Origin of the sequence: Paenibacillus sp. FSL K6-4396 (assembly GCF_038002525.1) — a bacterium.
In the GTDB taxonomy this organism is placed as follows: domain Bacteria; phylum Bacillota; class Bacilli; order Paenibacillales; family Paenibacillaceae; genus Paenibacillus; species Paenibacillus amylolyticus_B.
Window position 1 is genome coordinate 7,051,261 of the sequence record NZ_JBBOCR010000001.1, and the last position, 13,017, is coordinate 7,064,277.

Here is a 13,017-nt window from a genome sequence, read left to right on the forward strand (position 1 = left end):
ATCAACCCGGATATTCAGCACCACCAAATATAATTTAAGATTCAGGAAGGGGAAACACATGAACACGAAGAGAAAGCTGCCCAATGTTCATTAGGCGGTTTGCTACTTCATGATAATTCGGAATCACTCTTTTTATTGGGAGACTTCTCCCTGCGTATGATGGGGTTACTCCCGCTACCTATAACGGCAAGGTCATGTGCCCGGGCAACCGCACTAACACGATTATGTACCTCAAGTTTCGAGAATATATGTCTTACATGAACCTTGACTGTACTCAAGCTGATCTGTAGCTGTTCGGCTATTTCTTCATTAGTCGATCCGGCTGCAATGCCCTGTAGCACTTCTCTCTCTCGCGATGTCAGTAGTGCGACCAGCGCCGGTGCTTCCACCACATATGATGTATTGGATATAGACTCGTCTTCATTGGCTGCATGGTTACCAGCCCATCCCTCAATTGACTCATCCGACGATATACTGCGTTTATTCATTGCTCTTGTGATCGTCTGAGCCAGCCGAATTCTAGAAATTGGCTTGACCATATAGTCTAATGGATAAACGTCATAGGCATTCAGCGCAAATTCTGCGTGGGAGGTTGTAAACACAATATCAAGTTCAGCACGAATTGAGCGCAAGTTGCGAGCCAACTCTAATCCATTGTCCCCAGCGATCATGATGTCCAAAATAGCTAGATCCACGTTGCTGCCCCGGACAAAGTCCAGTGCCTCTGCCGCATCTCGGAAGCTTCCGACAAGATTAACGCCTTCCATATTCGACAGCATTCGCTTCATAGCGAGCAGCATCGCGAACTCATCGTCCACGATAAGAACTTTCATCTCCTGTTCCGCCTCTCATGGTGAAGTGAAACACACTTCCTTCGCCTAATTTACTATCCGCCCACAAGACTCCGCCGCTTCGCTGGGCGAATTGTCGGCTCACGATCAGTCCAAGTCCTGTACCTTTCTCGCCCAAGGTGCCCGGCAATGAACCCAGCCGCATTTCTCCGAATAATTGCCGAACGTACTCCTCTTCCATACCGATCCCATTATCGCGGATAGAAACAGTTACCTTTTCTCCCGATAGATGAGCGGATACATGGATGGAGCCGCCAACCCCAGTAAATTTAATAGCATTGGATAACAGATTGCGAATAATTAATCCAAGTGCTTCTCGATCTACATACGCACAAGTGCCTGGAGCAATACTGTAATTCACCCTAATCTGTTTTACCTCACTTTGAATATGCAGCATATGAAAGCATTCCTCCACAACTTCAGTTAACTCCAATAACTGTGGACGAAGCACCATGTCTTCACTCTGACTGCGGAACCATTCTAACAAATTATTAGTCATTCCCAGTGTAGTGCGAGTCTGGTTCCCCAACTGCTCAATGATTTCCCGATGATCTGGCCTGAAGCTTTCTCTATCTTCCTCCAACAATTCAACGAGTTGAAACTGCACCGCCAGCGGAGTACGAATATCGTGTGATACGATTGTAACCAGTTGATCCTTCAATTGGCTGAGTTGAGCAATTTGATCCAAATGCTGCTGTTTCTCCGTAATATCGAAAATCAGAGAGATAACCCCTTGTCTCTGCTTACGCTGCGTATGCAGCGGATATATGTTAATACTGTACATCTTTCTTTCGCCATCCAACCAAACTTCAATCTCGACATTGCCCGGTTGCATAGACTCGCACAACGTGTACCAACTGGGCCATCTTGCAAGCAAATTCGTAATATTCTGACCAGAAATGGAGGGATGACCCAGCTTCGAGAACCACTCGGAGGCTTGTTTGTTGTTGTCGATGATCTTGCCCGAAGCATTCGCAATTAGAATACTCTCCTGTAGTGTATCAAGCACCATGTTCCTTGCAAATGGAACGATAGAGAAAAACTTGAATCGCAACACAATCACGAGCATGATCATACCTATAAAACTGCAGTAAACCGTAAACGAAAGGAGCCACGAGGACCATGCAGGGTGCACGAATCTAATAATCTCAAAAACAACAGAAAAAGAGGCGAAAAACAGAACCCACATGATCGGTTTTCGCAAATCACCGCGAATATTTCGAATATAATGAAATAACAAATAAAAAGATATAGCTACAATACTATAACAAATCATAGAGAACATAATGGAATATCCCGTTTTGACTGTGACCAAATGACCATCATGAAGTTCTAATGATCGATAGATCATATGTAACTCTGAATTGAACCACATGAGCAGTGACCAGAGTGCGAATATGATGAAAAGCCCAATCTTCCAGCGGGGTCTAAGAAACTTGTCTCGGCCGATTAATTCGAGGGTGAACAATAAGAAGAAAGGCACCATTAAACTAAGAGCCGTTTGATGTACATTGCGAAAAATCAGCTTGTCTCCTAATTCATAGCTGCTTCTCTCCAGAATGACACCGATGGAGTAAGTAATTCGGCATACAATGACACCGAGAAGATACTTTACACCACGCTCTTTTCTGAACCCGTATACCGAGATAAGAATGATGCAGGTCATCATTACCGAAGCAATCATAACAACAAGCTCTATTGTGGAATTCATGAGGGAGGTCCTTTATGGATGAATTAGAATAATAATATATAAAAAAACCTATATAACAGGAGTTTCTCTCCACATTATATAGGTCTCTCTAATACAAGACAACAAATTGCAGTAAGTTCTATCTCACCTTGAGATTAGTACAGTGACTTCCAGAGTCTGAGCATTACGACGGCTGCTTCCGCTCTGGTTGTCACTCCATCCGGTACGAATTGGTTGTCTCCCCGACCTTGCAGGAGTCCATTTTCGTGTGCAGCTTTCACATAAGATTGTGCCCAAGCTGGAATGCTTGCACGGTCAGAGAAGTTTAGATCAGACTCGATATCTGTCTCCCACTTCAGCGCTTTTGCAAGCATTACTGCCATTTCTGCCCGATCGATCTCCTGCTGCGGGCGAAATGTTCCATCTGGGTATCCGTTGAGAATTCCCTCGATTGCTCCCGTGTGAATGGCCAATTGCGCCCATTCGGGTGTACTGTACTTATCACTGAAGGGATTGGCAACTGATTGTTGCACGCTTGGAATCTGGAGTGTTCGCAGCAACATGACGGCAAACTCTGCCCGTGTTACGGTTCTATCAGGAGCAAAGCTATTTGTATTCACCCCTTCAACGATCTGCAATCTCGCTGCTTCACAAATATCCGTCTTTGCCCAGTGAGCCTGAATGTCTGTAAAAGCACATTCGGGACTCGCAGATGTGTTTTCGTTATCGTCAAGACGTGTAACCGTAATGGTGTAGACCTTGCGGGTTCCATTTTCCGCTTGAACGGTAATCTTAATCGTCTGAGTTCCCATTACTAAAGGAATGCTTGTCGTATCAATTACAGGCTTACTCAGCAGCTTAACGACTGCCTTCGAATCAGCAGCAACCCAGTGAAGCACCAGTTGTTCACCAGATGTCTCCATGGTATACTCCGTAATCTCTGGAGCAAATTGAGGCGTTAGTTCCTCTGTGGAACCTCCAACACGAAGAGTTAATTGAGCCAGATTTGCGTTAGGAGATTGCTCTACGCTGGATGATCCCGATCCTCCTGCTCCTGCTCCTGCTCCTGATCCTGATCCTCCTCCTGATCCTCCACCGGAGCTTACGACATCTACTGTTCGAAGCACGGACGCGGCTGCATTTCCAGAGCTATCCTGCAATTTGTAAGTAAGTACATAGCTTCCCGCTCGATTCACATTTACCGTTCCGGTCACCTTGATCTGCGAGGTCAAATCACCATCAACCGCATCTTGCGCTTTTGCGCCAGGATCTGTGTAGGCACTGCCTATCTTAATTTGCATGGACGGACTTCCAATCAACGTAATGATCGGCGGCGTCACATCCACTGTGAACGTATGTATCGCTGAATCCGGGCCCACATTGCCCGCTACGTCGCTTGCCCTCGTCTTCACCATATGCGTGCCTTCTGGCAATGGCGATTCTACCGCCCACGCCCAGCTTCCGTTACTCCCTGCCGTTGCCGTTCCCGCAACAGTTCCGTCCAGTACAACCGTGACCGTAGCTCCCGCTTCCGACGTGCCGCTAACCGTTGGCGTCGCATTATTCGTCATGTGTCCGTTGCTCGGAATCGTTATGATCGGTGCCGCTGGAGGTGTCTTATCCTCTACCCCAAACGTTAAGGATTGCAACTGCTCATGCGCTGGAACCGAATCGCTTGCTGTTATTTTTATCGTATAGGTTCCCGGTGTGTAGGTGCTCTCGTCGATCGTGACCGGAAAGTTAAAGGTTTGATTGCTACTTGTAGCGTTAATTGCATATACATCTTGAGTTACAGTACCATTCGAAGCATTCTTGATCGTATAGCTAACTTCCAGAGGCTCACCAATGCTACCATCCCGGACATAACCGGAGATCATGAACTGGTTATCCCCTAGTTCCGTGGAATACGTCGCTGATGAGAGCGGATCCACCCTCAACACGGGAGAGAAAGACTTCAAGTAGGGGTGGCTCATGTCTTCTTGAATTCCCCAAATCGCGGAATCCCACCCTATATAAGTGACCCACTCTTTCATTGCGTCCAGACTCATTGCTCCGTCTATTCCCGATTGGTTGCCTGTCGTATTGAGCCCGGGATTGTCGCTCAAGTTCCAATAAGAGTTGGCGATGGACATACCGCTGCCAATGATGATGTTGTTATCTCCGACCAAACCACCAGCTAAGCCGTTGTCACGCGTGACAGTCCCCGTTGCATAACTATCCTCAACAGTTCCAGAATTCCCTGCACCTATTAACCCGCCGATAGCCGCATTACCAACGCCCGTCACATGACCCGTTGCATAACTGTTACGAATATTGCTACTGCCACTATAATAACCAACTAACCCGCCAGCATTTCTGTCGCTTGAAACGTCACCTGTTGCGTAACTCTTTTCGATAATACTATTACCGTTATACCCCACTAATCCCCCTACATGAGTATTGCCAACCGAATATATGCGGACGTGCGCATCGCTATTCACTAGAGCAATTAATGAAGTTTGTCCGACTAGGCCGCCAGTTGAAAAACCATTACTATGTATCTCACCGGTTACTGAAATACGGTCTAACATAAGGTATGTACTCGAAGCAGAGGCTAAACCAACAAGTCCACCGACTTGGCCGTTTGCATTAGAAGATGTAATATTCACATTCTCCAATCGCACATTGTAAATCGTTGCAGGCTCGCGCACATAACCGAACAGACCGATGATATCAGCAGAAGAGACGATAGTCATTCCACTAATCGTGTAACCAGCTCCATCCAATTGACCTTCAAACGCATTGGCTGATGAGGTGCCGATTGGCTGCCAGTAGCCATAGGAGGTTAAATCAATGTCCGATTGGAGCTTATAACTTGCCTTCAAGTCATCTCGAACATGATCCAAATCCTCTGCTGTACGTATGATATACGGATCGATTGGACTGCCATTTCCCCCTCCGCTGAAGACATGTGCCGCCTGAACAGGCAACGGCCCCAATCCCATCCAAGGCCCAATCGCCAGCAAAACAACGATAACAACCATCCATTTTCTTTTCATTATGTATTCCCCACTCCTTTTTCCGCTTTCACAATCCGTCTCTCACCTCAACGCTTTTGTAAGCATCATCGGTCATTCATATTAAAGTCCTACTATACATTGTATTGCCCATCCTATCTATTGACCGAAAGGAGTAGAAAAAGGGGACAAGGAAATGCGACAGGATAATTCGTGCGAATTGCTTGCGCAATACCACGAGATGGAATGGACGAATTACTCCTAACATGGCAAGGCCTTCATTAGCAAACAGTTAAGAGAAATAAACAAGCCAACTCCGGTGACTGGAATTAGCTTGTTTATTTCTCAACTACCAGAGTAGCTGCTTAGTTTAGAAAGAGGCAGATGCTAGCTACGCGTAGCATTTTGCCTCCTTTCCTCCATCCAGCATCATGAATGACTTGACCAGAACAAAATCATCTATATCCTACGTCAACGTAAGAACGATCTGATCCCCGGAACGGGTGATTTTGTAGATACCTTCCTGCATGTCGATGCCATAATGTTTTTTCAGCAACCACTTGGCATTGAAATCCGTCTCGACGACCACCAGATAATCGTAGCCGCTCAGAAGGTTGTCCATATTATCCTCATAGAACAACACGATCCCGTCCACATGTGGAGCATATAAGAAATACTTCCCTACATATTGCATGTAATAGTTCGTGACCTGCTGGTCCCTGTCTGAGGCGTAGAAGAGATATCTATTATTATCCTCCTGCCCACCTGGGTACCACCGATCACCGGTAACCGCATGAATCTTGTAAGGGAGCGTTGTATCGTAGGTCTTGGCAATCGAGACGATCCCGTTGTATTCCGATAAAAGGATGGTCGCCGCAACCGCCATACAGCCGATAATCCCTTTTTGATAATGACCCTTCGTCTTGACCGTCTTAAAGGATTGATAATCAGGCACTTCACCGATCCGATAGTGGAATGAACGCTCCAGATCGATCGCAGCGCACAATACCAGCCCACCGGCGAACAGGACCACGATACTCGATGCATAACGCTCAAAGCCTGCCAGGACAATGGCTTCATCCAGTGGCATGGAGAAGAGATATAACGCCAGGATGCCTGCATAGTACAGTAACACTACAACGTCCAAAGCAATTAATGCTTTCCATAAGTTCCACTTCTTCTTGAGCACAACAATGGCAAATATCGAAGCGCCAATCGCGACAAGCTGGAAAAGTACAATGCCAAGCACTGGCCTGGACGTGATATCCATGCTTGATTTCAGGAAGAGCATCAGAATCTCCCATTTCTGTTCCCCCGTCTTGCCCGCTTTGATCACCGAGGCTGTGCCCTCGAACTTGTTATCAATCCCTTGGAATACCGTCGCCATTCGCCAGCTCCAGCCGAAATACGGAAGTAATGAACCACCAATGGTACCCAGCACAGCCAGTCCGACTTTCCAGTTCGAGCGTTGCCCATTTCTCAACCATGTATACACCAGGAAGATTAGGCCGATCGCGGCAAAAATAATCCCTGTGCTTTTGATAATGGTTAGCAATCCGGCAAGCGGAAGAACAACAATACATGCCTTTTTGATCTCATGACGATATTGGTAAATAACCGCCAGGATCGCGAGCGCGTAGATCGGAAGCAAGAAATCCACGAGTAAATTGGTAATCCGAATCGTAAGATTGAAAAAGGAAAGCGTCGATAAACCGAGTCCGAGAAAAGCGTACAAAAGAAAGCGTTTCTTCTCCGAAACGATGCCAAACATGGCATAAAAACAGGAAAAGATCAGCAGACCTTGTGCCAAAAGCATCACGGACTGGGAATGCCCCATGAAGCGACAGACATAATAAATAAATGACGAAGTCCCAAGCGGATAGTTTTTAAAATCAATCAGGTTGGAGTCTGGCGTCGGAAAGGCATTTGTACTCAACATCTGCTTCAAAACGATAGCCCAGTGCGAGAAATTATCGTAGTGTGTCAGTTCATTTTGGAACAGAATCAGCAAAAAGATGAACGTTCCGCCCAGAAAAGAAAGCTGAAATAACGAGAACAATACATTTGGTTTGGTCCCTTGTAGGACAGCTCGAACCAGCGTACCTCTAACAAACACCAAGCCTAGTATCAACACAATGATACTTCCTATAAAGAGCTGACCTGCCAAGCCAGCGAAATATACGATGCAGGCAATCGAGGAAAACACAAATACAGGGATAAATTCCCACCGTAGTGCAAGTGTCTTCCGAACAAACTGCATGTAACCAACAAAGGAGATTATTAATAAAACTCCCATCACAAAATGAAGCACAATGAGCATCTTGGTCTCTCCTAACCCTCTCTGGTGGAACGATCGGAATGTGGCTGAATCAAATCAGTCAGCAATTGGTCGATCAGGCCCTTCTCTACAATATCATCGATATTCTCCACCGAGAGAAGCACTTCGCGCTCACGGGCTGTCGTTTTTCCCGTATGTTGCAGAATGACTTCAATATTACTCTTCGTATAAAAAGTAACCACCGCTCCCGAAGCAATATCCCCGTGGAAACCCGTCGCGGAGAAGAAACGATAATTGAAGCTTCGCAGTGTACAGCTAGCATCATTGGTGAAATGAACTGGAAGCTGAAGGGAAAGCCGCGGCATTTTTCGCTGATCCGATCTGGGTTGAACAATACGTTTTTTCACATTACGTAACATATCGTCATAAGCCGTATCCCACAGATTCATCTGCTCTGGCAAGGAGTGTTTACGGTCGTAGATGATTTGCATATATTGGCGGTTATCATGCTCATCGACTGGCTGAACCGTTGCGGAGTAACGCCAGCCCTCTCCATCCTGTTTCACATAAACGATGACTGCATCGAGGTTGGCCTCATATCGCTCGGTTTTGACGACCAGAGAGATGATCTTCTGCTCAGCCAAATAAATGGGATAAGGGACATAGAAGGCAATCCCTTGTTCAGATACATCCACCGTTTTGGCCTGATACCGCAGATTGTTGGCTTGATCGTGGATCATGACATCTTCCTGCGCCCGAATCCGTTCTGTCTCCCGATACGCACGACGGCCAATCATGAAGAACAGGGCGTAACATAGCGCGATCATGTTATGAACCAGCCAGAAAATAATGATACTGCTGAAGAACAGCGCGATCCCGTACTTGCCGTTGACATACCGAATCACGGCCGCAATGGAAAGCAACAGCAGGAAAATATGCGGAAGTGCATATAACAGAGCAGACATCCATTGTCGACCGTTCGCTCTGCTTTTGTTGGTAACTTTGAACTTTTTCTCACGAATGCCCACCGTCTCCAGGAGAACCGGCCAGATCAGATAAGGCATAAATATCGTATCGATAACCTGACTCCATCGCTGATTCCGAATATTGCTGGACAGATATCGCATGGATAGACTATAGAAGAAATAGGATGGAAGCCAGAATATTAAGATTTGCCAGAAGGTTGTATTTACAATCTGGAAGTCGAATAACGCAAACAAAATAGGCGCCAAAATGAATATCAAGCGGTTAAAGAAGGACCACCAGTATAAGAAACTGCTCAAGTAGGTTACTCTCGTCCAGAAAGGAAGCTTCCCCGATATAGGTGCACGCGTATTCTGCAGGCTCTGAATGATACCCCTTGCCCAGCGAATCCGTTGCTTAATCATGCTCTTAACTGTGGTTGTCGTCTGCCCGGCAGCTTGAACTTCCTGAGTAGCATAGGTAATATAACCTTCCTGCTGCAAGCGGATGCTTGTCTCAAAGTCCTCGGTGATCGTATTAAGCGGAAAACCTCCGATGTCTTCCATGCCCTGCCGGGAAATGATCGTATTACTTCCTGTATAGGCTACCGCATTGGAGGCATTACGCAGGATGTTCACTTCTCTGGAGAAGAAATCCTGTTCATTCGGAATACCTTGCTCTGCATACAGGTTAAACTGGAATAGATCCGGATTGTAGAAGCTTTGCGGGGTCTGTACCAGACCAAGCTTGAACTTAGGGTCCATCTCGTCCTCTCGGCGAGGACGCCATACCTCATTCTCCTTAATAAACGTGGAGAGCATGAAATAGGGTACCGTTTTCATCAAAAAGGTGTGCTGTGGAATCATATCCGCATCAAACGTTGCAATGAGCGGCGAAGAGCTTTTGCTCAGTGCATTGTTCAGATTACCAGACTTGGCATCCTTGTTTCCGGGGAACCCCAGATATCCCACGCCAAACTGTCTGGCAAGCTCCTCCACCTCTGGTCTCGCTCCATCGTCACAGAGATAGATATGAACCTTCTGCTTGTCCGGGTAATCCATGAACGTACAGGCATTAACCGTTTTATATAACAGATCAACAGGCTCATTATGCGTAGCAATAAATACATCCACATCCGGATAATATTCCGGTGGCACAATTGGAAAGTCGAGCTGTGTACGTTCTTTTTGCATCTTTTGAAAGAATAATTCAAAGGTTGTCAGTACGGTGACCGTTTCAGCGACAATCAACAGCATACCAAAAATGACGTTCAGAACGCCTTCACCCCATGGCAACGTAAAGAACGTACGCCATACCAAATAAATCGACATCAGGATCATCGTGATGACAAAAAAGATATTCTGCCTTTTTTCGTTTTGCACTACAACTGCTTCCTCCTTGCTGCAAATACCCATCTTCGCTGCAATTGGAAACTGAGCAGGAACAGCAAGGCATCACAGACGAATTTCGCCAATTTCTCATCTACGAAGAGAACGGTATGGAATATATATACACCGGTACTGGAAAGCAAAATCACTACTCCACATAACGTTAGATAGCGCCATAAACTTCCCTGGCTATCCTCCTTGCGGAATACAAAATGTCTGTTCAGTACATAGTTGACTACAATGGAAATAACTCTCGCAATCACGGTTGCAAGCAGAATTCTTAAATAGTGCTGCTCACCCAACACGGGCCGCAACGCGTCTATTAAAAACCAGGCAATGCCCAAATCCACAACAGAACTAGCCACCGATGATGAGATGAACCGCAGGAAATTGGAGAACAACACCCCCATGACCCGAGCACTATCCTGGATCGCTTTAAAATGAGTGCCCGCATTGCCATTCTCATAGATGACTTGGATTGGCATGGTATGAATCGGTATCCCAGACTGAATGCACGAGATAAGCATCTGCAGCTCATATTCAAATCGAGTGCCGCGAACATCCTGCATAAACGCAAGTAACCCTGGACCGAAGGCACGAAGCCCAGTCTGGGTATCTGACAGTTTTTTACCATAGAGCATGGCAAAAATAAAGGAGGTCATCCGATTGCCTAACAGGGACTTTGGGGGGATATTCCCCTCGCTGAAGTTCCTTACCCCGAGCACCAACGAATCCGGATGAAGCCTTGTTTCTTGGGCTATGCGGTATACATCCTCAGCTGCGTGTTGTCCGTCTGAATCTGCGGTTACGACGAAAGAAGATGCGTCGAATTGCTTCCCAATATACTCAAATCCGGTCTTGAGTGCAGCACCTTTGCCCTGATTTTCCGCATGTGTCAGCAGAGCACAACCGTTCTCACGAAGCTCCTCGAAAATCGACTGGTAGGCCTCACCAGATCCGTCGTCCACAATAACAATATTAGTAAATCCATACTCTCGCAATTGCCGTACATAGGCTGGAAGTCTCTCATCCGGTTCAAGCGATGGAATGAGGATGATCGTTTCGCCGTTTTGTCTATCTATAATCATCCCGATAAGCCTCAATTCGACATATTTTCACAAATTCTTTTTTGAATATTGTGAGTATAACATCGAAAAGGCATACAGTAAACGAATAACTTGTATATATATTGGTAAAAAAGTTGCACCCTTTTATAAGCTAGTTTATAGGCGGAAAATACTAGTTGAGGGTTGGTCTAGCACCACTCGAACAATTGCACATTTGGCTCTCGTTTCAGCACATGTACAAGCATAGCATGCAGTTGTCCACGGTGGTGATAGAAGTGCGCCTGCGTATCCAGAAGCCACTCGAAGCGTGAATGAACGCCTCCCCAGAATACAGTCTTTTCTCGTAATAGTTCATCTTCTGTCTCCATCGACCAATTGGACATGCTTCGACTTACAAATCTAGACGGATGGCCACTTATGCGGATCACGAATTTGAATTAGAATGACCGTAGACGATTGAAAAAGGCTGTGATTCCAATGTTATTCGAAAGAGACAAATGGTTGCAGTATGGCATTCTGCGCGATGAGCCTTCTCTCGCTGAACGATTGCCAGAAACACAGTTGCTTGAGAAGGAAACGCTAACGAAGATGCTTCTTCAATATCCCAGCGTTGTACTGAAGCCTCGCAATGGGAGTTACGGAAGGGATATCCTGTTCATTAGACGAGACGGCGCAAATGCTTATCGTATTCAAAATGAAAATAACACGGTCACCATGAGAGACAACGAGCAGTTACTCGAATGGCTCGAACAAACAAACAAAACTGATGAATATATTGTCCAAAAGCGTCTGCAGCTTGCTCAAATTAAACACAGGCCGTTCGACATTCGGATCATGGTTCAGCGCAAAAAAAGCCCCTCGTCCACTTGGAAGGTGACAGGTTCCTATGCTAAAGTTGCAGCACAAGGATATCAAGTCACCAATGTGAATAACCGCCCCATTCCAGTGCTTAAGGCACTGAAATTAGCTCGAATTGGGGATCGGCGCTTGCTTGTTAGAGCGGAACAAGTTGCACGATTAGCCGCTAATCGATTGGGAGAGCATTACCCCATGCTTAGACAAGTCGGGTTCGATATAGCCGTCGACAAGAAACGGCGAATTTGGATCATCGAAGGAAATTATCAACCGGATTTGCGCCCTTTCCGACGTATGAAAGACTCCTCGATGTACCGCAGAATATTATGGTACAAGAAACATTAAAACGAAAAAAGGCGACCTGCCTGCTAGCCCGGGCAAGTCGTCTCTTCATATTTCGTACCTAATCTCAATACTAACCCTCTTCGGTTATTTCCGGCATTTTCTAATCGCACTTGTAACACGTGTCACTCGGAACTGATTTACCCCTACCTGTATAATGGCGAACTGGCTGTACGACGTACCTGAAGAGGTATATGGCTCGGCTTCAATATTCCCACTCGGTGTTCTAACCGTCGCGGTGATTCTAGTTACCAGGCACACACCACGGTCGGAAGATCTCCAAGTCTCGTCACGCTGAACACTATATCTATCGTTGCTACAAAAGATGGATGCATACTCCACTACCCCACTTGCATTAAACGAAGTAGAGTTATAGATCTGAACAGGGTCATAACCACCTCTAGGTGCTCCAGGTCTTCTATTTCCCATTCTCAAAACCTCCTTTTTTATTGATAGTCTATTAAATGCAATTGAATGGTTTTGGTAAGGTATAAATGTGGACAAGGTAGAAAAAGTGTGTTTGTACAGTGGTCGCAAACACGAAAAAAGCCACCCTTTACTGTACAAAGGTGGTTCGCGAATTATAG

The 13,017-nt window shown here is 46.0% G+C and carries 9 protein-coding genes; 1 reads left to right on the plus strand and 8 read right to left on the minus strand.

Annotated features, from left to right (window positions below):
* Positions 1-107 precede the first annotated feature (107 nt).
* From MHB85_RS30725 to MHB85_RS30755, 7 genes are all read right to left on the minus strand, one after another.
* Positions 108-833: a response regulator transcription factor gene (locus MHB85_RS30725; RefSeq protein WP_105600588.1), complete on the minus strand. Its 726-nt coding sequence runs from the start codon at positions 831-833 to the stop codon at positions 108-110.
* Positions 808-2,562: a sensor histidine kinase gene (locus tag MHB85_RS30730; protein WP_105600590.1), complete on the minus strand. Its 1,755-nt coding sequence runs from the start codon at positions 2,560-2,562 to the stop codon at positions 808-810. The genes MHB85_RS30725 and MHB85_RS30730 overlap by 26 nt, the downstream gene beginning before the upstream one ends.
* A 134-nt stretch (positions 2,563-2,696) precedes the next feature.
* Positions 2,697-5,579 (minus strand): S-layer homology domain-containing protein, encoded by a 2,883-nt coding sequence (locus MHB85_RS30735; protein WP_105600592.1) that lies wholly within the window; start codon positions 5,577-5,579, stop codon positions 2,697-2,699.
* 424 nt (positions 5,580-6,003) lie between these two features.
* Entirely contained in the window at positions 6,004-7,857 is a 1,854-nt protein-coding gene (locus tag MHB85_RS30740; protein WP_105600594.1) for a hypothetical protein, read from the minus strand.
* Positions 7,858-7,868: 11 nt separating this feature from the next.
* On the minus strand, positions 7,869-10,160 hold the full coding sequence (locus MHB85_RS30745) for a glycosyltransferase family 2 protein (protein ID WP_181155520.1): 2,292 nt from the start codon (positions 10,158-10,160) through the stop codon (positions 7,869-7,871).
* Entirely contained in the window at positions 10,160-11,254 is a 1,095-nt protein-coding gene (locus tag MHB85_RS30750; RefSeq protein ID WP_091012257.1) for a bifunctional glycosyltransferase family 2/GtrA family protein, read from the minus strand. The genes MHB85_RS30745 and MHB85_RS30750 overlap by 1 nt, the downstream gene beginning before the upstream one ends.
* Positions 11,255-11,421: 167 nt before the next feature.
* On the minus strand, positions 11,422-11,616 hold the full coding sequence (locus MHB85_RS30755) for a hypothetical protein (RefSeq protein ID WP_091012255.1): 195 nt from the start codon (positions 11,614-11,616) through the stop codon (positions 11,422-11,424).
* Between the two features lie 94 nt (positions 11,617-11,710).
* Here MHB85_RS30755 and MHB85_RS30760 point away from each other — a divergent pair, with 94 nt between their 5' ends.
* Entirely contained in the window at positions 11,711-12,433 is a 723-nt protein-coding gene (locus MHB85_RS30760) for a YheC/YheD family protein (RefSeq protein WP_105600596.1), read from the plus strand.
* A gap of 84 nt (positions 12,434-12,517) precedes the next feature.
* Here MHB85_RS30760 and MHB85_RS30765 read toward each other — a convergent pair whose 3' ends face one another.
* Entirely contained in the window at positions 12,518-12,859 is a 342-nt protein-coding gene (locus MHB85_RS30765; RefSeq protein WP_047841001.1) for a hypothetical protein, read from the minus strand.
* Between the last annotated feature and the right edge of the window lie 158 nt (positions 12,860-13,017).

Coding starts and splice junctions, on each gene's coding strand:
- MHB85_RS30730 (WP_105600590.1), bottom strand. CDS start 2,562: ATGAATTCCACAATAGAGCTTGTTGTTATGATTGCTTCGGTAATGATG.
- MHB85_RS30725 (WP_105600588.1), bottom strand. CDS start 833: ATGAAAGTTCTTATCGTGGACGATGAGTTCGCGATGCTGCTCGCTATG.
- MHB85_RS30740 (WP_105600594.1), bottom strand. CDS start 7,857: ATGCTCATTGTGCTTCATTTTGTGATGGGAGTTTTATTAATAATCTCC.
- MHB85_RS30735 (WP_105600592.1), bottom strand. CDS start 5,579: ATGAAAAGAAAATGGATGGTTGTTATCGTTGTTTTGCTGGCGATTGGG.
- MHB85_RS30750 (WP_091012257.1), bottom strand. CDS start 11,254: ATGATTATAGATAGACAAAACGGCGAAACGATCATCCTCATTCCATCG.
- MHB85_RS30755 (WP_091012255.1), bottom strand. CDS start 11,616: ATGTCCAATTGGTCGATGGAGACAGAAGATGAACTATTACGAGAAAAG.
- MHB85_RS30760 (WP_105600596.1), top strand. CDS start 11,711: ATGTTATTCGAAAGAGACAAATGGTTGCAGTATGGCATTCTGCGCGAT.
- MHB85_RS30765 (WP_047841001.1), bottom strand. CDS start 12,859: ATGGGAAATAGAAGACCTGGAGCACCTAGAGGTGGTTATGACCCTGTT.